Here is a 23,550-nt window from a genome sequence, read left to right as displayed (position 1 = left end):
TCAGCAGTGCAGCGGCCAAATCGAACCGTGGAACAAACGCCAGGATGACCGCGCAGAACGCGACAAGCGTCACGAATGCAAATATCGCAAAAAACCGGCTTCTGTTCATCGGTCTATCCTTTCGGAATGGGCCAGACACTGCGTCATCTCTGTCCTCCATAGAGTAGATTCGGCAGCATGTAGACGATGCTCGGGAACAGATAGATGACCACCATGCAGAGAATGACGATCAACATATACGGCATCATGCCGCGGAAGATGTCGGTCAGTTTGACATGCGGAGGCGAGACGCCCTTCAAGTAGTATGCCGACATCGCCATGGGTGGTGATAGGAAGGCCGTCTGCAGGTTGATTGCCACGAGGATACCGAAGAACAGCGGATCGATCCCGAAATGCGGCAGCAGCGGAATGAAGATCGGGATGAAGATGACGATGATTTCAGTCCATTCCAGAGGCCAGCCGAGAATGAAGATGATGATCTGGGCCAGGATCAGGAACATCAGCGGCGACATATCCAGGCCGGTCACGAAGTCACTGATGAACTGTTGGCCGCCGAGATAGGCGAATACCGATGCGAAGGTCGCCGAACCGACGAACAACCAGCAGACCATCGCGGTCGTTCGCGCCGTCAGATACACCGACTCCTTCAGTCGCTGCCAGGTCAACGCCCGATAGGCCGCAGCAAGCGCCAGTCCCCCCAATGCGCCGATTGCGGCGGCTTCCGACGGCGTTGCCAGGCCAAAGAGAATGGCACCCAGCACCGCAAGAATCAGAAAGGCAAGCGGCGCGAAGGATGTAAGCATCATCCAGGCGAGTTGGACCGGCGTGTGCTCGCCCACATCTTCTTTCGTTGGCCGCGGCGCCAGTTGCGGCTGCAGGATTGCTCGCACCACGACATAGATGAGATAAAACCCGGCCAGGGCGAGGCCGGGCAGGAGCGCCGCCGCATACATTCGGACAACCGAGATCCCGGAGGTGGCCGCATAGACGATCAGCAGGATGGAAGGCGGGATCAGGATCCCGAGCGTTCCGCCCGCGCAGATCACGCCCGTCGCGTAGCGCACGTCATACTTTGCCTTCAGCATCGCTGGTAGGGCGAGCAGTCCCATCAACGTCACCACGGCCCCGACGATGCCGGTTGCCGTGGCAAAGAGTGTGCAGGTGACCAGGGCGGCGACCGCCATCGAGCCGGGCACCCGGCGCGTGACGCTGAATAGCGTCGAGAACAGCCGATCGACGATGTTGGCTCGCTCGACGATGTAGCCCATGAACAGGAACAGCGGGATAGCCGTCAGCACGTCGTTCTGGATGACCGAGTAGGTCTGGTTGACGAACAGATCGAAGATCCGGTTGTTGAAGAAACCGCCGATCCAGGTCTCCGCCAGTGTAAAGGCATCGCCGCCGGATTCGAGCGCGCGGTCATAGCCGCGCCACATGCGGCCGGCATCGAAATAGGCATAGTATCCGAAGCCGACACCCAGAGCCATCAAGGTGAACGCCACCGGGAAGCCGAGGAAGATGGTGAGGATTAGGATGAGGAGCATCCCGACGGCGATATGTGCATCCGTCATTGAGCGTCCCGATCCCGTGGTTCACGTCCAGCGTCAAGTTCCCGCGACGGAAGGAAACCCTCGTCCTCGGACTTGAGCACGTCCAGGCTTTTTGTTTCCAGTAGTACCTTTTCCAGTTCTTCGACATCTTCGGCCTGCTTCGGCCATTCGCCCATCCTTATGCAGAGAATGCAGCGGAAGACCTGCGCCACGCCCTGCAGGAACAGGAGAATGCCGGCGGCGACGATCACGGCCTTGAACTGGAAGATCGGCACACCGGCGGGACTGTTGGAACTGACCTCCAGGTAGCGCCAACTGCGTGCGGCATATTTCCAGCCCGAGAACACAAGCGCGGTTATACCGGGAAAGAAAAAGATGAAGTACAACACCAGTTCCAGCCTGGCCTGCGTGCGCGGTTTCCAGAGCCGGTAGATGAAGTCGCCGCGCACATGGCCATCACGCGAGAGGGTATACGCTCCCGCCATCATGAAGATCGTTCCATAGAGCATGTAGCTCAGATCGAAGGCCCAGGGGGTCGGCGCGCGAAAGAGGTAGCGTGCAACAACCTCATAGCCGACGCCGAAGGCCATGATGAGTATCCCCCACGCGAACACCTTGCCGAACCACGCCGACAAATCGTCGGCGAATGCAATGTAACGGAGCATGCAAGCGCCTCCCTAACCTCGATGAGGGACGAGGCCCGGAAATACCGGGCCTTCACCATCTATTTTCCGAGGTTCAATTTTCCGGGGAAATAGTGCTCATAGGCGAGTGCGAGATCGGCGGAGTTCATCAATTCGTAGTACACGACCCTCTCCACCCACTGCCGCTGACTGTCGAGCACCTTCTTCATGAACGCATCCGCTTCAAGCGTGGGGATGATCGCATCCCAGGCCTTCAGTTGTGCATCCAGAATTTCCTTTGGAGTGCGGTGCACGGTCACGCCATGTTCGGCCTGGAGTTTTTGAAGGTCGCTTGAATAGTTGTCCATCGCGGACGCTGTATTCGCCGTGCTTGCTGCCTCCACGCCATATTCCAGGATCGCCTGCAGATCGTCGGGAAGGTCGTCAAACACATCCTTGTTGAAGAGGAACTCGAAAGATTCGCTCGCTTGATGGTAGGACGACAGCATGTAGTTTTTGGCGACATCCTGCGAACCGAACCGTAGGTCAGAGGAGGGATTGTTGAACTCGAAGGCGTCGATGACACCTCGCTCCATTGCCGGCACGATCTCGCCGCCCGGAAGTTGAGCGACGCTCATGCCCATATTCTGCATGAGATCGGCGGCGAGCCCGACCGTGCGATATTTGAGGCCGTTGACGTCGTTCACGGTCGCGACCTGGTTCTTGAACCAACCGAACGGCTGCGCGGGCATCGGGAAGCCATAGAAGCCGTAAAGGTTCAGCCCCATGATGTCCTGGGTGAGTTCTCGGTAGAGATCCTTGCCGCCACCTTGATGGAACCATCCGAGCATGGTGGTTGCGCTGCCGCCAAATACCGGCCCGGTACCGAAGAGGGAAGCTGCCTTGTGCTTTCCGTACCAATAGACGGGAACGGTGTGGGCTGCGTCGATCACGCCATCGTTGACGCCGTCGAGCACCTGAAACGCGCCGACGACCGTACCGGCAGGCATTAGTTCGAACTTCAGGCGTCCGCCGGACATTCGTTCGACCCGTTGGACGTACTGGCGGGCAAAATCCATCCAGATGTCCGACGCGGGCCAGGATGTTTGCATTTTAATGACGGTGGGTGCCTGGGCCAGCACGGCCGGGGCGGCAAGAGCCCCAACTGCGGTTACTCCAACGAGCGTAGAGGCTCCCAGCAACTCTCGACGCGATACTGCCTTTTTGGTCATTGTTCTTCCTCCCTGGATTGTTGTCGAATTCTCCCTGCATTTCCTGGTAGTCTGCTAAGTTGAACAAGAGGCCTCCCAACCTCTTCCCGATCAGTATCAACAACTGATTGTTCTCATTTGTCAATTATGCACACTTTTTGCAATTCTGACAGACGTTCAAGTGTTGTTGATGACAGCTTGGGGCTGTGGTCCAACGGCCAAGGCCCAGTACCGCTGCTCCGCGTTGTCCGGACTACCTCCAGCTTAGAAAGAAAAAGCTGCTTTCGCCCGTCGACGATGAACTGGAGCCATGTGCTGAACTGGAACTATGTGCTCGTTCTTGATCGCCTTCGTCCCAAGTCGATTAAGCCGACGAGAGCCGACGTCCAGACATGGCGCACAGATGTCGTCTCGTCAAACCAATGCTATGGCCGCTTTCGGGGAGCGGCAACAATTGCCTCTATGACCGAGAAGAGGCGCGAAGCTGCCGAACACTGATTGCCCAATGAAAGTCCACAAAAGGCCCCTTAGGGGAAACCGCTCAAGTTGGCTTGACGTCAAAAAGCAGACGAAGCTCACGACAGTGCAAAAATCCTCACCTCTCTCCCGATGCCCTGAAGTTCCGCCATCCGGGAGGCCGATGTGATGCCGCTGTCGCGGAGGATCTCTGAAACCTGGGCATCCTCGACGATCGCCTCGGTCGTCATGATCACATTGGGATCGGCAAGGCCCTGGACGCGGGAAGCGATATTGACGGTCTGGCCGAAGTAGTCCTGCCGGTCGTTCAGGTTGACGGCGAGGCATGGTCCCTCATGGATGCCGATCTTCAGGAGAAGATCGTTGCTGCCGTGTTCGGCATTTAACCGAAGCATGGCCTCCCGCATCTTGAGTGCCGCCGCCACCGCGCGGTCCGGGCTCGGGAAGGTCGCCATCACGGCATCGCCTATGGTCTTGACGACCGCTCCGGCCTCTGTGGCGACGATCTCGTGAAGAACCCGGAAATGCGCTCGGACCAGATCGAAAGCGGCAAGATCTCCGACGCGCTCGTAAAGCGCGGTCGAGCCCCTCAAGTCGGTGAAGAGGAAGGTCAGGCTGGTGATCTTGAGGCGCTGGTCGACGTCGAGTGTGTCGGTCCGATAGATGTCGCGGAAGCTCTGGTTCGTCAGCAGCCGCTTGGCTGTCAGAAAAGGCCGCCTGCGGCCCAGCAGGTCGTGCAGTTCGTCTCCTGCGATGCAGACGTTCGGCACCACTCTGCGATCGGTGTGGTTCTCGAGGGTGAGCCGCAGTGAGCCGGGACGAAGGGTCAGCGTTTCGTTCAGTGCATGCGTCCGACTGATGATCATCGAGAGGGTTTGACGTTCGTCGGTGGGCTCACCCTGCACGTCGATGAACTGCGCCGAGTGTGTTACCGCATCGAAGATGATGACGAATTGCGCCGGCAGTTGCAGCGAGACGAAAGCCTTTTCGCCCGGAGCCAACTCGATCATCTCCAGCTGGATGCGCGAAAACCTCGCTTCGAGATCGTCAGGCAGGTCGACCCCGGAGCTGAAGAAGATCTGCCGGTAGTACTCGAGCGGCGGCAACCGATCAGGATCGTGACCGGCAATCCTGCGCACGCGCGGGCTGACCGTGAACGTGACCTCGACCATCTCGTCGAGGGTCGGTTCGTATCCGGCGGCGCAGAGCGCACAATGGTACGTCTCGTGGACAACGGTTTTGAGGGTTGCGCCGCTGTCGAGGACGCCGCCGCATCCCGGGCAAAGGACATTCCAGGTCATCTCGAATGCGCCTATGCGGGCTGCATGAAGAAACGCGGCGATGGTTTTCTCTTGGTCGAGATCATGCTTATCGGCGAAAGCGAGCGCATTGATGCGATTGAGTTCACGATCCGAGCCATGCGTGACGACGTTTTCGATGCACTCGACCGTCTGCGGGTCAGCCGCCTGTCGCAGGGAGGCAAAAAGGACGTCCACTTCGCTCATTAGACAAGTCTCCGTGCGCAGAACCCACGGCGGACGACGCCAGGATCGGGATCATAACACGGGAGTGTCCCAATAGAAATCTAAAGGCTTGGATGCTGCTTGCTTCCCAAGCGAAGGCGGGTTTCAGTTCCCCTTGTATATCCGCTTCAGCGCCGTCAGCAACGCATCCAGTTCGTCGCGCGAAAAGAGCTCGATGAAACGCTGCTCATGCTTGTCGATCAGCGCACGCGCCCGTGCGAGCATTGCGCGTCCCGCCTTCGTCAGATGAAGTTCCTGGCGGCGGCGGTCGGCCGCGGAGGGACGGCGTTCGATGAAGTCGCGGGCTGCCAGTCGGTTGACGAGGGCCATCATCGTCGCCCGGTCGGTGCCGAGCGTATTGGCAAGGTCGATCTGCGATGCGCCCGGATTGCCGGCGACGAGTTCCATCACCGCCAGCTGCTTCTGCGTCAGCGCCAGTTCCTCCACGGTTTCGGCGAAGTCGCGATAGATCGCGACATGGGCCATGCGCAGGTGAAATCCCAGCAGGTCGCCAAGCCGGCCGACGTCGAGGCCCGACGTCACGGGCGCATCTTCGCCCTCGAAATCGTCCTGCGGTGATTTTGTCGCCATCGTTCGTTCTCGCCTCGTCCAGGCGCCATAACCATCAAAATCAGCAGGTTAGTCAATATCCTTAGAAGGCTTATCCCGTTCGTACAGGCGTTAACCACACCTAGCGTTCACGTGCGGACGAAAATTCACTTCGGACTTCGCCTGCGCCGAGTACCTCGGCAAAGAACCGGTGGCGAAGGGTTTAATGCCCGAAGTGCAACGGCAACCGCGCTTCAATACGCTTCGAGAACGGCTGCGACATCTTCGACGCCCTCGACGATATCCGTCGGGAGGAGCGCAGCACATGCGGATACGTCCACCCGCCGAGTCTTTCGGCAAGAGAAATCGCTGCCGGTTACCTGCGCCACATCCCCATTGGGTCCAAGGTCACGGGATCACGGCGGAAATCTTCGGAACCGGGTAGCAATGCGGCCGCTTGATCTCCGCAACGCCGGGGTTGCTCGCGGCGGCCATTATCCGCGGAGCAAATCTAAGCGGGCGCTCCGGCAAAGCCGGGCACTTCGCCAAACTTGTTGGGATTCTTCGAGCCAGGAGTGAGGATGATTGCGAGATGGACCGCCAGCAGAAAGATGCCCATGAGAATTGTCGCGGTCAGGGAGCCAACCGCCTCGTAATGGCCGTAGACCAAGTGAAGCACTAAGACTGAAGGGGTCCACCAGCCACTCTGATCGAAGTCATGCAGTCGCCTCACCATCAGGCAGAGGCTGGCGATGATAGCAAGCACATAGGTTAGGGCGATTGACCCCTGAACTATTGAAAACGCCTGCCGAGTTCCGACCAGCGTCAGTAGGCGAGTGAGCGCGAATACCGCGGCCGCGGCGATAGCGATGACTGCCACGCTAAACAGGAAATAGCGAAGACGACCAAGCCTACCCTGTAACGAGAATGTTTTGAGCATTGTACCCCCGCAACTGATCGAGAAAACACTCTCGTGCTCATAGTTAGACGGTTGCATTGAAGCAGCGTCAAACGGCAATTGAAAGACTTGGCATAGGCTGTGTTTTTGGCGAGGAGCAGCTCTTCCGCATCAAGAAGGAGTTCCGGACATCGCGACATCTAAGGAGGTCGGCAAACCTTAAACAGCCTCTTGCATCCTGCCGGGAAAAGATATTAGTATGTGTTGCATACAAATTTGGTGCCTACCGCGGGGAGCGGTTGGCATGGGAGGAGAAAATGGCGCATTCCTTTTCCGGGATGGCTTCGTCGGCGGATTGCGGACTGGTGACGGATGATCCGATCCTTTATCGCGCCCGCGTCGCACCGGACCGTCCGGCTCTGTTCGAGATCGCTACCGGCCGGCAGCTCAGCTATGCCGAACTCGATGCGCGGATCGCCCGCTGCGCCGGCTTGCTGAGCGATGTGCTCGGAGCGCGCCGCGACGGGGCGCGTGTCGCCATGCTGGCGCGCAATTCCATGGATTCGATCGTGCTTGCCTTTGCCTGCCAGCGTGCCGGCGCCATCTACGTGCCGCTCAACTGGCGTCTCAACGCCGCCGAACTTCGGCCGATCCTTGCCGATTGCGCGCCGGCTCTGCTCGTTTACGACGAGGAGTTCGCGGCAACCGTCGCCAGCCTTGCGGGCGCCGATCCTGAGATGGCGGTGATATCGACGGAAGACGGTTCGGCCGGGCTCGCCGCGCGGATCGAAGCGAGCCTTCCGGCCGCTCCGCTGCCCGCCGATGCCGATGGCCCCTGCGTCCTTCTCTACACCTCGGGCACGACGGGACAGCCGAAAGGCGTCGTCATCACCCGCCGCAACGCCTTTTTCGCCGCGATCAATTTTTCCGTCGTCGGAGAAATCGGGCCGCGATCCGTCGCCCTGTGCGACCTGCCGTTCTTCCACACGATCGGCCTGATTGCCGTCGCGCGCACCACATTGATGCTGGGCGGTACGCTTGTCGTCTCCGACCGCTTCACGCCGGCGCGAACGCTCGCAGCCCTTGCCGACCGGCAGCGTGCCGTCACCCATTATTTCGCCGTGCCGCAGATCGCGCTCGCCTTGCGCAACGACCCCGCCTATAGCGCCGCGGCGCTCGCCGGCCTGCATGCGCTCTTCGTCGGCGGCGCGCCGCTGACGCAGGTGCTGATCGAAAGCTATCTCGATGACGGCGTTGCGCTGGTCAACGGTTATGGCATGAGCGAGGCCGGAACGGTGCTGCACGTGCCGATCGACCGGCGCGCCGTGCAGGACAATCCCGGCAGCGTCGGTCTTCCCGCACCCTTGCTCGACATTCGCATCGTCGACGAGGACGGCCGGGAGGTTGATGAAGGCGAGATCGGCGAGCTCTGGCTGCGCGGGCCGGCGGTGACGCCGGGCTATTGGAACAAGCCTCAGGAAACCGCTGCCGCCTTCACCGACGGCTGGTACCGCACCGGCGATCTCGGCCGACGTGAAGCGAACGGCTTCTATCGCATCGTCGACCGGCTGAAGGACATGTACATCAGCGGCGGCGAGAATGTTTACCCCGCCGAGGTCGAAGCGGCACTCGCAAGTCATCCCGATATTCTCGACGCCGCGGTCGTCGGCGTTCCCGATAACAGGTGGGGCGAATGCGGCCTCGCCTATGTGGTGCTGCGGCAGGGTGCCGTGGCAACGGGCGATGAGATTGCCGGTCATTGCGCGGCAAGGCTCGCCGCCTTCAAGCGCCCGGCGCGCATCCTCTTCGTCGAGGCCATTCCCCGCACCGCCTCCGGCAAGGTGCAGAAACATGTCCTGCGCCGGTTCCATTCCGACGAAACCCCTCAACGACAGGCCCTGTGAAGCGGCCCGGCATTCACGCCGAAACCCATGGAGTAACCTCATGACCGATATGCAATCGCCGGTTCTGGTCGAATTCGACAACGGCATCGCCTTCGTGACCCTCAACCGTCCGGAAAAGCGCAATGCGATGAACCCGGCCCTGAATATCAGGATGCTCGAAGTGCTCGACGAGCTCGAGGGCGACGAGCGCTGCGGCGTCCTCGTCCTGCGCGGCGCCGGCGAATCCTGGTCGGCCGGCATGGATCTGAAGGAATATTTCCGCGACAATGACGACAAGCCGCGCGATGCGACGCTGAAGGCGCGGCGGCAGTCCGGCGGCTGGTGGAGCCGGCTGATGTATTTCGAAAAGCCGACGATCGCCATGGTCAACGGCTGGTGTTTCGGCGGCGCCTTCACGCCGCTGGTCTCCTGCGATCTCGCCATCGCCGCCGAGGAGGCGAATTTCGGCCTCTCCGAGATCAACTGGGGAATTCTGCCGGGCGGCAACGTCACCCGCGCGGTCGCCGAAGTGATGCGTCATCGCGACGCTCTCTATTACATCATGACCGGCGAACTGTTCGGCGGGCGCAAGGCCGCAGAAATGGGTCTCGTCAACGAGGCCGTGCCGCTCGTAGAGCTGGAAACCCGGGTCCGCAAGATCTGCGCCAGCCTGCTCGAAAAGAACCCGGTGACGCTGAAGGCCGCCAAGGACACCTACAAGCGCGTGCGCGACCTGCCCTGGGATCTCGCCGACGATTACATCTACGCCAAGCTGGAGCAGATGCTGTTTCTCGACAAGACCAAGGGGCGTGACGAGGGGCTGAAGCAGTTCCTCGACGACAAGACCTATCAGCCAGGCCTCGGCGCCTACAAGCGCGGCCGCTGAGGACGAGCCCGGCTCGCCGGGCGGGTTGACGAGCCGATCATCGGGAGGAGGAAAGCAATGAAGATCCATGCCGCGGTGGCGCGTGCGCCCCATACGCCGTTTTCGCTGGAAAGGCTCGATCTGGAGGAGCCGCGCGAAGGTGAAATCCTGGTTCGCGTCGTGGCGACAGGGGTTTGCCACACCGATATCGTCATGCGTGACCAGCACTTGCCGGTGCCGCAGCCGGTCGTGCTCGGTCATGAAGGCGCCGGCATCGTCGAGCGTGTCGGACCGGGCGTTGCCAAGGTCAAGGCCGGCGATCACGTGGTCATGACCTTCAATTCCTGCGGTCATTGCCCGAGCTGCAACGATCACGAGGAGACCTATTGCCACGAATTCTTCCCGCGCAACTTCTTCGGTGCGCGCGCCGATGGTTCGAGCGGGCTCTCATGCGAGGGAGAGCGGGTTCACGGCAATATTTTCGGGCAATCCTCCTTTGCCAGTCACGCGCTGTGCCATGAGCGCAATGTCGTGAAAGTGCCTGAGGATGCGGATCTGGCACTGCTTGGGCCGCTCGCCTGCGGCATCCAGACCGGCGCCGGCGCGGTCATGAACGCACTGAAGGTCGAGCCGGGAAAAGCGCTCGCGGTTTTCGGCATGGGTTCCGTCGGTCTTGCCGCCGTGATGGCGGCGCGGATCGTCGGCGCTTCACGGATCATCGCCGTCGACGTCAACGAGACGCGGCTGGCACTTGCGGCCGAACTTGGCGCAACCGACATCGTCAACGGCAAGGCGAGTGACGCGGTTGCCGCGATCATGGCGCTGACCGGCGCCGGCGTCGATTATTCGATCGATGCCTCCGGCGTGCCCGCCGTCATCGACCAGTGCGTGCGGGTGCTGACGCCGCGCGGCACGTGCGGCATCGTCGGGGCCTCGCCCCATGGCGCGACGCTGACGCTCGACCTCACCCATATCCTGTCCGGCGGGCGCCGGGTCCGTGGCATCGTCGAGGGCGATTCCAATCCCGACGTGCTGATCCCGCTGTTGATCGACCTGCATCGGCAGGGCCGCTTCCCCTTCGACAGGCTCATCACCTTCTATGATTTCGCCGACATCAATCAGGCGGTGGAGGATTCGGAAAAGGGCATCGTGCTGAAACCGGTCGTGCGTCAGCCGGCCGTCTGACACCGTTCAAGGGAGGAAACAATGAACACCATCACCGCAATCGCCACCGATACCAGCCCCGATGTCATGAAGGCGCTGCTTGACCGGCAAAGGGCGTCTTTCCTGAAGGAAGGGCCGCCAAGCATCGACACCCGCATCGATCGCATCGACCGCGTCATCGCTCTTCTCGTCGACCATAAGGATGCGATCGCCGCTGCCCTGTCGGAGGACTTCGGCAGCCGCAGCGTCGAGGCGAGCCTGCTTCTCGATGTCTTTACCTGCGTCGGTTCGCTCAAATATGCCAAGGCCCATCTTGCTGAATGGCTGAAGCCCGAGCAGCACGAGGCATTGTTCCCGGACGCGGTGGCCGAAGTGGTCTATCAGCCGAAGGGGGTTGTCGGAATCCTCAGCCCGTGGAATTTCCCTTATCAGCTCGCCCTGGCGCCGCTTGCCGGCATTCTTGCCGCCGGCAACCGCGCCATGATCAAGCCGTCGGAGGTGACGCCGGCCTCGGCCGCCTTGATGGCGGAACTCATTGCCGGCGCCTTCGACGAAACCGAAATCGCTGTCGTTCAGGGCGGACCGTCGGCGGGCACGGCCTTTACTTCACTTGCCTTCGACCATCTGATCTTCACCGGCGGAACCGCGGTCGCCCATCACGTCATGCGCGCGGCGGCGGATAACCTGACGCCGCTGACGCTCGAGCTCGGCGGCAAGTCGCCCGTCATCGTCGGCCGCTCGGCCGACCTCGCCGACGCGGCGCGCCGCGTCATGACCGTCAAGACGCTGAACGCCGGCCAGATCTGCCTGGCGCCGGACCATGTCTATGTGCCCGAGGAAAGTGTCGAGGCCTTTGCCGGGCACGCGGTCGCGGCAGTCGGCGCGATGTATCCGGCGCTGAAGGAAAATCCTGATTACACCTCGATCGTCAATGCCCGCCATCTCGCCCGCATAGAGGGCCTGATCGACGATGCCAGGGCCAAGGGCGCGAGGATCGTCGAGATCAACCCGGCGGCGGAGAATTTCTCCCAGCAATCGGCGCACCGCATGCCACCGACCCTGATCCTCGATCCGACGGAAGAGATGCGCGTGTTGCAGGAGGAAATCTTCGGACCCGTGCTGCCGGTCGTGCCCTATCGCGATATCGCCGACGTCATCGATCGTATCAATGCCAGGCCGCGCCCGCTCGCTCTCTATTACTTCAGCCAGGATCAGCAGGAGGAGGCCCGCGTCCTCGACAATACGACCTCCGGCGGGGTGACGGTCAACGACTGCATGAGCCACGTCACGGCGGAAGGCCTGCCCTTCGGCGGCGTCGGCCATTCGGGCATGGGTGCCTATCACGGCAAGTTCGGCTTCCTCGCCTTCTCTCATCCGCGCGCCGTCTATCACCAGAGCAGGATGGTGGAAGCGGAATACATGATGCGGCCGCCTTACGGCGAGGCGATGCGCGGCTTCTTGGCGGCGGCGATCTGCAAGTAGTCGAAGAAGTGTTGGACAATGCCGTCGGCAGCCGCGGCTGCCGACGGCACGGGATGGCTGCTCGCAACGGATGGCCCGATTGCGCAGGCTTATCCGGATAACGCTATATTGTGTCATTGGGCCAGGTGGCCCGACGCAGCGGATGCCGTTGTTAAATATGCCTTATGCATCGGCTGCTAAACGTTGAACCGCAGGGCGTAGCGGACTGATGTCTCCTGCCGCCCCTCGGGCATGACCTTTCAATTCCGGTTTCGCCCACTTCTGATGTCGTAAATCTGGCAGCGGGCCTCTCTGCCCATACCTCACCGTCGCGGCGGGCGCCCGCTTTCCTGTCGCCGTATTGCTGCCGGCCGGCCTGGAGACGCACCTGCTGACGAATATAGCCTGACGGGTCTGCGATTTAACGAAGCTCAAACCAGTGTTGCCCTATGATTGGTTCGGTACATGTATTGGAAGGTGGATCCAACGCGGTGAATGGCATCTGGACGCAATTCGGTGGCAACCTGTCATTCGTGTGCCTGGCGATTTCGCTCTGGGCGCATTTCTCGATCCAATTTCAGCGTCGTTCGGTCACACAGGAAAAAATCGCCTTCGGAATCATAGCCGGCGGCGCCTCCATCGGGTCCATATTGCTGGCCGTCGAAGTCAATCCCGGCATTTATATCGACATCCGCTTTTCGCCGCTTGCTTTGGCGGGCATGTTCGGCGGACCGATCGCGGCCGCCTTTGCGGCGTCGCTGGCGATGGTCTTCCGCTTCTGTGTCGGCGGCACGGCAATGATCGATGGCCTGATCGCAATTGCTGTCGCAACCGGGATTGGCCTGGCTGCCAATGTCTGGATCCGGAAGAGATCTGCCGAGCTCATGGACGTTGCGCTGCTGAGCCTCGCGCTCGGCGTTGCACTTATCGTATTGATGGCGGTGCTTCCCACACTGGTGCACGCCCGCGTATTGGCCATCATCGGTCTGCCGATGACGGTATTAAACTGCCTGGCGACGGCGCTGTGTGGTTTCGTTCTGTTGAAGACGCAGCAATGGGAGCTGGAGCGGAGCATCTTGGTGACCGCGTTTTCGCAGTCGCCCGACTATCTCTACGTGAAGGACAGAAACAGCCGGTTCATCACCGTCAATGAAAATATGAGCCGCCTTTTTCGTTTCAGAACCACGGCGGAGATGACCGGATTGTCGGATTTCAATCTTATATCGCGGCCGCGCGCCGAAGAATTTTATTATCTCGAACAGCAGGTCATGGACACCGGGGTGCCCCTGATCGACTCCGTCGAGCGTATCGAAGACAGATACCTGCTCGCCTCCAAGGTGCCGCTGAAGGATAGGCAGGGGCGGGTGATCGGCCTTGCCGGGGTCACGCGTGACGTGACGGAGCGGACTGCCCTGGAGCGGGAATTGCGCAAGAGCAAGAACCTGCTGTCACATGCGATGGCCGGCATGTCCGATGGCATCGCCATGTACGACAGCAAAGGTTTCCTCGTTTTCTGCAACGACCAGTATCGCACCGCCTTTCCGCTATCCGGGGACGCTCGCGTGGTTGGTGCGCATATCAGCGACATCCTTCGCCGCGTCGCCGAAACCGGCGAGCGCACCGGTATCCCGGACAATGACCGCGAGGAGTGGATCAAAGCCGCCAGCGCAACGTTGCACAGCAACAAGGACGAAGAGGTTCAGCTTCACAACGGCGACTGGCGCAGCATCCGGACAAGGCTTGCGGAAGACGGTACGGCGATGGCCGTCGTATCGGACATCACGGCGACAAAGCAGGCGGAAATCGCCCTCAGGCTGTCGGCGGAGCAGATGAAGTCCCTTGCCGAGACCGACGGGCTCACCGGTATGGTCAATCGCCGGGCCTTCGACGAGGCTTTCGCGCGCGAGACCGCGGGAAGCGCCAGGAAAAACACGCCGTTCAGCCTTCTGATGGTCGATATCGACCGTTTCAAGGCCTATAACGACACCTATGGTCATCCCGCCGGAGACCAATGCCTGCGTATCGTCAGCAGGTGTCTGCGCCAGTCGGTCAGCCGCCCGGCAGACATCGTCGCACGCTACGGCGGAGAGGAATTCGTGGTTCTGCTCCCCGCAACCAGTGCGAAAGGGGCAATGAACGTTGCCGACCAATTCGCACGGCTCCTGAGCCAGGAGAATATCGTTCATTCCGGCAGCGAATTCGGCCGGGTGACCGCCAGCATCGGCATATCCTGTGCGACGGGAGCCACCTTGAGGATCAACCCGACCCGCCTCCTGACCGAGGCCGATGCCGCGCTCTACGACGCCAAGACCCAAGGCCGCAATCGCATCCTGGCGCATTCGCCCGAGGAGCGGCACTCCATGAAGGACGTCGGTTAGACAGAATCCTTGATAGGTTTTTCCTATCGAGCCATCGCGCGTGCGCCCTTGATGTTTTCCCCGCTTCGACAATACAGGGCGCATGGACACAAAATTCATTGGTAAGAAATCGGCAGCAGCCGGCGGCTGGGGCGCTTTGAAGAGCTGCGGGAAGCGGTTGCTTCAAAGCGGCATGCCGATTTCAGGGGCGCGGACGATGCTGAAGGCGAACCAGCCGGATGGTTTCGATTGCCCGGGCTGCGCCTGGGGCGATCCGGAGCACGGATCGTCGTTCGAGTTCTGCGAGAACGGCGTGAAGGCCGTCGCCTGGGAGGCGACAGAGAAGCGGGCCACGCCCGCCTTCTTCGCGGAAAAGACTGTATCGCAGCTTCGCCAGCTGACGGACTATGAACTGGAACTCAATGGCCGCCTCACGCATCCGATGCGCTACGATGCGGCGAGCGACCGTTACCTGCCGGTCGCGTGGGAGGATGCCTTTGCCGAGATCGGCAGCACCCTGACAGGCCTCGATAATCCCAACCGCGCGGAATTCTACACGTCGGGCCGGGCGAGCAACGAGGCCGCCTTCCTGTACCAGCTGTTCGTGCGCGTCTACGGCACCAACAATTTTCCCGACTGCTCCAACATGTGCCACGAGGCGAGCGGCATCGCCATGCGTCAGGCGGTCGGTGTGGGCAAGGGTACCGTACTGCTGGAGGATTTCGAGGAGGCCGACGCGATCTTCGTGATCGGGCAGAACCCGGGCACGAACCATCCGAGGATGCTCGGCGACCTGCGCCGGGCGGCGATCCGCGGTGCACGCGTCGTCGTCTTCAATCCCATCCGCGAACGCGGCCTGGAGCGCTTCTCCGACCCGCAGGACAAGGTCGAGATGCTGCGCGGCGGTTCGACCGATATCGCCAGCCTTTATCTGCAGCCGCAGCTCGGCGGCGACATGGCCGCGGTGCGCGGGATGGCAAAGGCCGTGCTGGCTGCGGAAGACGCCGCCGCCGCCGCCGGCCTGCCCTCCGTTCTCGACCACGCATTTCTCGCCGAACACTGCGCGGGTTTTGCAGAATACAGGGCAGCGGTCGAGGCGACCAGCTGGGCCGACATTGAGGACCAATCGGGACTGAGCCGGCAGGAGATCGAACGGGCGGCCGATGTCTATATCAGCGCCGAGCGGGTCATCTGCACCTGGGCGATGGGCGTGACCCAGCATCTGCATTCCGTCGCGACGATCCGCGAGATCGCCAATTTCATGTTCCTGCGCGGCAATATCGGCCGGTCGGGGGCCGGCCTTTGCCCGGTTCGCGGCCATTCCAACGTGCAGGGCGACCGCACCGTCGGCATCAACGAAAAGCCGGCGGATGATTTCCTCGATGCGCTGGAGAAGCATTTCCGTTTCACCGTTCCCCGCGAACATGGCCACAATGTCCTTGCCGCGATCGGAGCGATGCTCGATGGCTCGGCCGAGGTCTTCATCGGGCTTGGCGGCAATTTCGCCCGCGCCACGCCCGACAGCGCACTCGTTGAAAAGGCGCTTCGACGGCTGAAGCTGACCGTGCATATCGCCACCAAGCCCAATCATTCGCATCTCATGCCCGGCGAGACGGCCTTCATCCTGCCGTGCCTCGGGCGCACCGAGATGGATCTGAACGCGGCGGGCAACTCACAGCTCATAAGCGTCGAGGATTCGATGAGCATGGTGCATGGGTCTGCCGGCATCAATCGCCCGGCCTCGCCGCATCTCCTCTCGGAAGTCGCCATCATTGCCGGCATTGCACAGGCGACGGTCGGCTCCGCCGTGGTCGACTGGGCAGAGCTTGCCGACGACCACGACCGCATCCGCGATCATATCGAGGCGACCATTCCAGGCTTCGAAAACTACAATGCGCGCCTGCGCAAACCGCGCGGTTTCCACCTGCGCAATACGGCGGCCCATCGGGAGTGGGATACGCCGGCAGGCAAGGCATCATTCTCTTCGGAGGCGCTTCCGGAGGAGACGGTGCATCAGCGGGCGCGAAAGGGCGAGGGGCGCTTCGCCCTGCAGACGTTCCGGTCGCACGATCAATACAATACGACGGTCTACGGTCTCGATGACCGATATCGCGGCGTCTACGGGGAGCGGCAGGTCATCTTCATTCATCCAGCCGACCTGACGGCGATGAATGCCGAGGCCGGTGACCGGGTCGACTTGGTCGGCGAGCATGATGACGGTATCGAGCGCATCGCCGAGAATTTCCGCTTTGTGCCCTATGACATTCCGCGAGGAAGCATCGCGGGTTACTATCCCGAACTGAACGTGCTCGTGCCGCTTGGCAGCGCGGGCGTGGAAAGCGATACGCCCACCTCGAAATCGATCATGGTGTCCTTTCGTCGGCGAAAAGCCGCGTGAGCGAAGAGGCGTCCGACGTCGATCGTTTTCTTGCCCTCGTCGCTGCGGCACAAGGCAGGGATACCAGGCTGACATCCATCCAGGCCGGTCTCCTGGTCGCCGCGGATCTGGGGATTGCGCGTGACAGCCGCGCCTTTGCGCGCCTGCTGGGGATCGCGCATTCTCTCGTGCTCAGGGAACTCAACGTCCTGGCGGAACGCGAAGGGGTGCTGCAGATCGTGAAGCGGGATCCAAGGACGATGAGAGTGCAATACACGTTGCCGCCGCGGGACGAGACGTAAACACCTCCGCGCCGCAAGCCACGGCCGCTAGCGGCGGATCACGCGCTTCCTGGTGTCGGAGGGGTATTCTCCGTATGTGGTTTTATAGACTGCCGAAAACCGGCCGAAATGAAAGAAGCCCCATTTGAGGCAGACGGCCTTCATGGTCTCCTTGCTCTCGGGATCGAGCAGTTCCTGGCGCGCTGCGCGCAGCCGAAGCGTCAGCAGATAGGCGGCGGGAGAGGTTCCCCTGAACGCACGAAAACCGGTCTCGAGCGCCCGGCTGGATACGCCGGCCGCTTCGGCCACCTTCGGCATGGTGATCGGCTGATCGATATTGGCGTGCATGAATTCGATCGCCCGGCGGACATGCCGGGGGGCGATCAGCGCCGGGCCATTCTGCAGGAAATGCGACAGCCGGTGCGGCACCAGGCGCACGACCAGCTCGGCGAGCGCCTGCGTCATATGCGCCATGGCGATCGGCGACTGCAGCAAGGGGCCATCGTCGCGCATGCCTGAGATGACCGTTTCCGTGAGATTGCCGATCAACCGGCCTTCAGGCTTGGACAGATCCAGTTCCGGTAGCAGGTCGAGGGAGCCGCTGAACGGCATCTCGAACGTCTGGCCGATCGTCTGCAGGATGACAGGCCAGTTGATCAGCAATTCGTCGATGACGTTCGATTGCCCATGCATGATGACGCTGTTGGGTTCGAAATTGTTATAGAGAAGCAATTTTCCTTGCCCGGCCTCGGCGATGCGGGACGATCCATAGGTTACCCCCATGCCGCCGCTGCGCGGCACGACGATCGACAGATACTCCGCCGTATCGGCGGTCGGCTCGATATTGAACTGAAACTCCGCCTCATGATAACCGGTGAGCAGGACGGCTTTTTCACATACCGAGAAATCCAATCCCCAATGGAAGTCCTGGGCGCGGCCGACAGGCTCTGCATCAAATGCGCCAAAAGCGCCCCCCAGCGTTTCGACCATATTATCGAAGGACGAACCGCTAAATCGAAATGAGAATGGCGCAGTGCTATTTTCCGTCATCCTGCTCCCATTGTTCGATGTGGTTGTTTCGAGATACCCTTCTCCACCGCTCGCAGGCCAGCGCGCGGCGCTTCATCAGAGCCGGATGAACGGCCTTGGATGTATATTAGACGATTGTTGGATAGAGTGCAGCAGCTTGTAGCGGAGCAGGTGGATCTCCGCGTGATACCGGCATCGAGATCAGCGGTTTGTGCCAGCTGATGCAGGCCGAATTCGGGCATGGTAGAGGTCAAAAAGACCAACCCGTTGAATGCATTAGTTCCCATCCAGATCAGGAACTGACAGAACCCGCGGCCATTGGCAAGACGTCACGCTGGCGGCGATGACGACAACCCGCTGATAAAACGATTAAGCTGAAGGTACGATTTTGCAGCTGTCTCCGCCACGCCACAGGTTCAACCGCGGCGATGTTGCCAAGATGCCGTCATCTGAAGCTTGTAGAAAGCGCCCCAATTCGCCAGCCGCGCAGTCGCCTGCCGAAGGGTCTTAGTGGACCGCTTAAAGATGGCCTTCGGCAGGCAGACAGGCATGCAGGCATACGCACGGGATGGAGTGCGTATGTACGATCCCTTCCATCCTTTGGGGGTGATGGATGGACGGGCTTGGCTTTAGGACCGCAAACCATCATGGCCTTGGTCGAGATTGATCTTACTGTTCCTTAGCTATGGAGCAATTGTCAGGTCCCGATATTGTCGGCCAACCGGCTTTTCGTGGCGCAGTCTGGACTGACCTTGCGCAAAATGTATACGTAAGCACTTGCTTGAAAGCCGCCTGTCTTGCGCAACGAGCTGCGGAAAGTGGATAGAGATCTTCAATTTCTCAATGCGCACCAACGATGGGAACTTCGGCATGATGCCGCCGGGCGCGATGCATTCGGCTTTGGGCTGAGCAATGATTTTCTCACTGAAGGCACAAGCGACGGATCGTTTCCAACACGCCTATGTCGACGTCAAGACTATCGGTTTCCACGACGCTGGCGGGCATCGCACTGTCTCCGGGGATGCGGACTCCCTTGGAACGCAACCGTTCCAATTGGGCCTTGGCGCGCTCCGGGAAATCCGAATCCGCGGCCGTGGGGAATAACGCGATCATGGTCATTCCCGCATTCACCGGGTGTTCGCCCGAAAGAAAGTGGCCGGCATCGAGCGACCACGCGGCACCGGAAAGACCCGCGGCGAGCATCTCGACGATAAGGGCGATGTTGGCGCCCTTGTAACCGCCGAAGGGCAGGAGAGCGCCGAGCATCGCCTTGACCGGATCGGTGGTGATTGCGCCGGTCTCGTCGATGGCCATGCCGTGAGCAATCGGCGACTGCGCCTTTGCCGCCTCGGCAAGGGTTATGAACGCCGTCGCACTTGTCGCCTGGTCGATGACGAGGGGCGGCAAGGGTTCCGGCAGAGGCACGCCGAAAGCGAGCGGATTGGTGCAGTAGACGCGCTCCCCGCCTTCGGCGGCCGCCATCAAGGCCGGTCCGTTGGCGGCAGCGATGGATATCAACCCGTCCTGAGCGAGACGCCGGACGTAATATCCCAATTCCCCGGCGGTATAGCTGTTTCTTTGCGTGAGGACGGATATGCCGAAGGTTTTCACGCGCTTCACGAAGTCGTCGTAAATGAGGTCAAACCCGAGCTGCGCAATACCGCCGTCCGCATCGGCCTGGATCAGGGCCGGCAGCACATGGTTGAAGCGGGGCTTGGCGTCTCCATTGATCCGCCCGTCGCGCAGGCTGGTGAGATAATCGACGAAATGCGGAAAGCCGAGCTCAGTGCGCCCGAAGCAGGCGGCCGAAAGCGTTGCATCGGCGAGCGCCTTTGCCATGGCCAGGCTGGCGCCGCAGGCGAGGCAGGCTTCGAGCGCCAGGTGGCGGAGCTCGTCGATCGGCATTCTCATTCTCTGCCCGGCCATCACAGCTCCAATGCCGCTCGCCTGCCCAGGCCGATCGGCGAAAACAGACGCGGGAAGAGTTTTGACATCGTGATCCCCAGGCGCCCGGCGGCCGACTTCCCAGTTCCAGAGATGGCGACGTGCCTGATATCGGCGTCGCCAACGAAACGGAAAGAACGGCCGCATTTGGAGCGTCAAAGTGCGACCGAGAGGGCGCTGTCGCGTCGGGGGGCCACCTCCTGCGAGTTCACCATCGCGCCCGCGAGCTGGCGGAAGGTGACAAGCCCCAATGCTTCCCCAGATGGTGAAACCACCCTGGCATCGTCGTGCGCCACCGATGCCAGGATCCGGACGGCGTCTTCGACGGTCGTGCCTGATGCAATCGTCAACCCGCCTGGCGCCGCACCGGAATGCAAGGATGTCATGATGGCATCGACCTGGATGACCCGGCCTCGATTGACCTCCTTGACGAAGTTGGCGATGTAGGCGTCGGCCGGACGCAGAACGATGTCCTGGCTGGTGCCCTGCTGGATGACTTCGCCATCGCGCAGGATCGCAATCTGGTCGCCCAGCCGAAGGGCTTCGTCAAGATCGTGGGTGATGAAGACGATGGTCTTCTTGATCTCCTTCTGAATGTCGAGAAGGACCGTCTGCATATCGGTGCGGATCAATGGATCGAGCGCCGAATAGGCCTCGTCCATCAGCAGAACCGGCGCATCGTTCGAGAGGGCTCGTGCCAGCCCGACGCGCTGCTGCATACCGCCCGATAGCTGGTTGGGATATTTGCTCTCGAAGCCCTTCAGGCCGACCCGCTCCAGCCAGCCCATGGCGACGTCGACGGCTTTCGAGCGCTCCATGCCCTGCACTTCGCGGCCGAAGATGGTATTGTCGAGAACATTCCGGTGCGGCAGAAGCGCGAACTTCTGAAACACCATTGCCGTTTGGTGCCGGCGAAACGTCCGCAATTCGGTCTCGTTCATTTTCACCACATCGACGCCGTCGACAAGCACTTCGCCGGCGGTTGGATCGATCAGACGGTTGATGTGGCGGATGAGCGTCGACTTGCCCGAACCCGAAAGGCCCATGATGACCTGGATGCGGCCCGAGGGTATCTCGACATTGATATCTTTCAGGCCGAGCACGTGGCCGTGCTTTTCGTTGAGCTCGGTCTTCGACAATCCCTTTTTGACGGCATCGACATGAGCGCCAGGATTGGGACCGAAGATCTTGTAGAGATGGCGGATCTTGATGCCGCCGAAACGTTGATCAGCCATGGACGATCTCCCGATGCTTCTGGAGCCGTTTGCCATACGCCTGGCTGACCCGGTCGAAGATGATGGCAATGCCGACGATGGCAAGGCCGTTGAAAATACCCAGGGTGAAGTACTGGTTGGCGATCGCCTTCAGAACCGGCTGGCCAAGGCCCTGGACGCCGATCATCGAAGCGACGACCACCATGGCGAGCGCCATCATGATGGTCTGGTTGATGCCGGCCATGATGGTGGGAAGCGCCAGGGGCAGCTGGACCTTGAACAGCTTCTGCGAGCTCGACGTTCCGAACGCATCGGCTGCCTCGAGCACGTCCTTGTCGACCAGGCGGATGCCGAGATCGGTCAGCCTTATCATCGGCGGGATGGCGTAGATGACGACCGCGATCAGTCCCGGCACCTTGCCGATGCCGAGCAGCATGACGACAGGGATCAGATAGACGAAGCTCGGCATGGTCTGCATGACGTCGAGGATCGGATTGATGATGCGCTGCAGCCGGTCGGAACGCGCCATCAATATCCCCATCGGAATGCCGATGGCGATGGAGAGCACGGTACAGACGAAGATCATCGAGACCGTCCGCATCGTATCGCCCCACATGTCAAAATAGCCGATCAACAGCAGCGTGACGAGACAGCCGAGGACGATCTTCAGGCTGCGGCTGGCAAACCATGCGATGACAAGGATGATTGCCGTAATGATCGGCCACGGCGTCTGCGTCATGAAGCGGTCGGCGGCGATCAGGAAATGCTGCAGCGGGGAGAAGAGACTTTCGATCGCGTCGCCATAGGTGCGGGTAAACGCGCGAAAACCGTCATCGATCGCCTTCTTCAGATTGCGAAGGGCATCGTCATCCATATGCGGGAATTTATAAAACCATTCCATTCGGTTCCCCTTTTTCTTCAAAGAGCCGTGGCAGTCTTTTTCATTTTATCGGCAGCGAGAGGCGGTGCGCATCAAGCGCACCGCAATAGTCGGCGTTAGAGCATGATGCCGAAAAGTGTGAGCGGTTTTCGGACGACATCATGCTCTCACTATTCAACTTAGAACAGGATTCAGATTTTAGGCCGAACAGGCCTAAAATCATCCTGTTCTAGAGAGCAGCTTCGATCTTCGTGGCTGCCTCAGGCGAAACCCACTTGCTCCACAGGTCCTTGTTTTCTTTGAGGAAGTGCTTGGCACCGTCCTCGCCGGTCGCCTGGTTGTCGGTCATCCACGCCATCAGCTTGTTGACCGTGTCGTTGCTCCAGGAGCGCTTCGTCAGGTAGTCCATGACTTCAGGGCCGACCTTTTCCGAGAAAGGCTTTGCAACGAGGGTGACGATCTTGTCGACCGGCCATGCATTCGGCTTCGGATCGGGGCAATCGGCAACGGTATTGCAGCGCTTCCATTCGGCGGCGTCGTTCGGAACGCCGGCTTCCAGCTTGACCATCTCATACTTGCCGAGCAGCGCGGTCGGCGCCCAGTAATAGCCGGCCCAGCCTTCCTTGCGTTCGTAAGCCTTGGAGATCGAACCATCGAGGCCGGCAGCCGAGCCGGTATCGACGAGGGTGAAGCCGGCCTTGTCGGCTTCGAAGGCCTTGTAGAGCTGCGTGGTCACCACGGTGCCGCCCCAGCCCTGCGGCCCGTTGTAGATGGCGCCCTTCTTGGAATCTTCAGGATCGGGGAAGAGCTCCGGATGCTTCAGCACGTCGCCGATGGTCTTGATGTCGGGATGGGCGTCGGCCAGATATTTGGGAATCCACCAGCCCTGCACGCCGCCATCGGGCAGCGGAGAGCCGACCTGGACGATCCGGCCTTCTTCCGTTCCCTTCTTGACGACATCGGGCAGCAGGTCGATCCAGGCTTCCGGCGCGATGTCCGGCTGGCCCTTTTCAGCCATCGAGGTGATCGTCGGAACGGTATCGCCGACAGTGATTTCCGCTTCGCAGCCATAACCTTCGTTCAGGATGAACTTGTCGAGGTTGGAGAGGACCTCGGCACTCTGCCAGTTCATGCTGGCGATGGTCACGGTGCCGCATTCGGCGGCGCTGGCGAAAGATGCCCCGCCGATCAGGCCGAACGCCAGACATGTCGATGCGAGTAGTTTTTTCATTCTCGTTCCCTCTGTTTAGCGGCCGGTTTTGAT

The 23,550-nt window shown here is 60.8% G+C and carries 18 protein-coding genes; 7 read left to right on the top strand and 11 right to left on the bottom strand.

The window, feature by feature from the left end:
- Positions 1-143: 143 nt before the first annotated feature.
- The 6 genes from OLZ32_RS24420 to OLZ32_RS24395 form a co-directional block, all read right to left on the bottom strand.
- Positions 144-1,571: a TRAP transporter large permease gene (locus OLZ32_RS24420; RefSeq protein WP_003550984.1), complete on the bottom strand. Its 1,428-nt coding sequence runs from the start codon at positions 1,569-1,571 to the stop codon at positions 144-146.
- Positions 1,568-2,215 (bottom strand): TRAP transporter small permease subunit, encoded by a 648-nt coding sequence (locus OLZ32_RS24415; protein WP_264399602.1) that lies wholly within the window; start codon positions 2,213-2,215, stop codon positions 1,568-1,570. Before OLZ32_RS24415 ends, OLZ32_RS24420 begins: the two co-directional genes overlap by 4 nt.
- A 59-nt stretch (positions 2,216-2,274) precedes the next feature.
- The gene (locus OLZ32_RS24410; RefSeq protein WP_003550987.1) at positions 2,275-3,405 is read right to left on the bottom strand and encodes a TRAP transporter substrate-binding protein; all 1,131 of its coding nucleotides are present in this window, start codon (positions 3,403-3,405) and stop codon (positions 2,275-2,277) included.
- A 554-nt stretch (positions 3,406-3,959) separates the two neighbouring features.
- Positions 3,960-5,366 (bottom strand): adenylate/guanylate cyclase domain-containing protein, encoded by a 1,407-nt coding sequence (locus OLZ32_RS24405; RefSeq protein WP_264399603.1) that lies wholly within the window; start codon positions 5,364-5,366, stop codon positions 3,960-3,962.
- Positions 5,367-5,489: 123 nt separating this feature from the next.
- Positions 5,490-5,975, bottom strand: a complete 486-nt coding sequence (locus OLZ32_RS24400) for a MarR family winged helix-turn-helix transcriptional regulator (protein WP_264399604.1) — start codon at positions 5,973-5,975, stop codon at positions 5,490-5,492.
- Positions 5,976-6,444: 469 nt separating this feature from the next.
- Complete coding sequence (locus tag OLZ32_RS24395) at positions 6,445-6,873, bottom strand: DUF805 domain-containing protein (RefSeq protein ID WP_264399605.1); 429 nt, start codon at positions 6,871-6,873, stop codon at positions 6,445-6,447.
- A gap of 275 nt (positions 6,874-7,148) precedes the next feature.
- On the opposite strand from OLZ32_RS24395, the gene OLZ32_RS24390 reads away from it, so the two are divergent.
- The 7 genes from OLZ32_RS24390 (at position 7,149) to OLZ32_RS24360 (ending at position 17,240) form a co-directional block, all read left to right on the top strand.
- Positions 7,149-8,735 carry an AMP-binding protein gene (locus tag OLZ32_RS24390; protein ID WP_264399606.1) on the top strand — a complete coding sequence of 529 codons (1,587 nt, stop codon included), beginning with the start codon at positions 7,149-7,151 and terminating at the stop codon, positions 8,733-8,735.
- A gap of 40 nt (positions 8,736-8,775) precedes the next feature.
- Positions 8,776-9,600, top strand: coding sequence for a p-hydroxycinnamoyl CoA hydratase/lyase (locus tag OLZ32_RS24385; RefSeq protein ID WP_264399607.1), 825 nt, complete (start codon positions 8,776-8,778; stop codon positions 9,598-9,600).
- A gap of 57 nt (positions 9,601-9,657) precedes the next feature.
- Positions 9,658-10,764, top strand: coding sequence for an NAD(P)-dependent alcohol dehydrogenase (locus tag OLZ32_RS24380; protein WP_264399608.1), 1,107 nt, complete (start codon positions 9,658-9,660; stop codon positions 10,762-10,764).
- 21 nt (positions 10,765-10,785) lie between these two features.
- Complete coding sequence (locus OLZ32_RS24375; RefSeq protein WP_264399609.1) at positions 10,786-12,225, top strand: coniferyl aldehyde dehydrogenase; 1,440 nt, start codon at positions 10,786-10,788, stop codon at positions 12,223-12,225.
- A 428-nt stretch (positions 12,226-12,653) separates the two neighbouring features.
- Entirely contained in the window at positions 12,654-14,582 is a 1,929-nt protein-coding gene (locus OLZ32_RS24370; RefSeq protein WP_264399610.1) for a diguanylate cyclase, read from the top strand.
- A gap of 82 nt (positions 14,583-14,664) precedes the next feature.
- The gene (locus OLZ32_RS24365; protein ID WP_264399611.1) at positions 14,665-16,959 is read left to right on the top strand and encodes an FdhF/YdeP family oxidoreductase; all 2,295 of its coding nucleotides are present in this window, start codon (positions 14,665-14,667) and stop codon (positions 16,957-16,959) included.
- A complete protein-coding gene (locus OLZ32_RS24360) occupies positions 16,956-17,240 on the top strand; it encodes a hypothetical protein (protein ID WP_003551007.1) in 285 nt (94 codons plus the stop codon). The genes OLZ32_RS24365 and OLZ32_RS24360 overlap by 4 nt, the downstream gene beginning before the upstream one ends.
- Positions 17,241-17,267: 27 nt before the next feature.
- On the opposite strand, the gene OLZ32_RS24355 is transcribed toward OLZ32_RS24360, so the two are convergent.
- The 5 genes from OLZ32_RS24355 to OLZ32_RS24335 form a co-directional block, all read right to left on the bottom strand.
- Positions 17,268-18,269, bottom strand: coding sequence for an AraC family transcriptional regulator (locus OLZ32_RS24355; protein WP_264399612.1), 1,002 nt, complete (start codon positions 18,267-18,269; stop codon positions 17,268-17,270).
- A 900-nt stretch (positions 18,270-19,169) separates the two neighbouring features.
- Positions 19,170-20,174 carry an Ldh family oxidoreductase gene (locus OLZ32_RS24350; RefSeq protein WP_264399613.1) on the bottom strand — a complete coding sequence of 335 codons (1,005 nt, stop codon included), beginning with the start codon at positions 20,172-20,174 and terminating at the stop codon, positions 19,170-19,172.
- A gap of 173 nt (positions 20,175-20,347) precedes the next feature.
- Entirely contained in the window at positions 20,348-21,427 is a 1,080-nt protein-coding gene (locus tag OLZ32_RS24345) for a quaternary amine ABC transporter ATP-binding protein (protein ID WP_264399614.1), read from the bottom strand.
- A complete protein-coding gene (locus OLZ32_RS24340; RefSeq protein ID WP_264399615.1) occupies positions 21,420-22,307 on the bottom strand; it encodes an ABC transporter permease in 888 nt (295 codons plus the stop codon). Before OLZ32_RS24340 ends, OLZ32_RS24345 begins: the two co-directional genes overlap by 8 nt.
- Positions 22,308-22,515: 208 nt before the next feature.
- Positions 22,516-23,517 carry an ABC transporter substrate-binding protein gene (locus OLZ32_RS24335; RefSeq protein WP_017991589.1) on the bottom strand — a complete coding sequence of 334 codons (1,002 nt, stop codon included), beginning with the start codon at positions 23,515-23,517 and terminating at the stop codon, positions 22,516-22,518.
- Between the last annotated feature and the right edge of the window lie 33 nt (positions 23,518-23,550).

The organism is Rhizobium acaciae (assembly GCF_025941625.1).
GTDB classification, from domain to species: domain Bacteria; phylum Pseudomonadota; class Alphaproteobacteria; order Rhizobiales; family Rhizobiaceae; genus Rhizobium; species Rhizobium acaciae.
The sequence above is the reverse complement of the archived record's forward strand: the minus strand, read 5'-3'. Positions and strand labels throughout refer to the sequence as shown.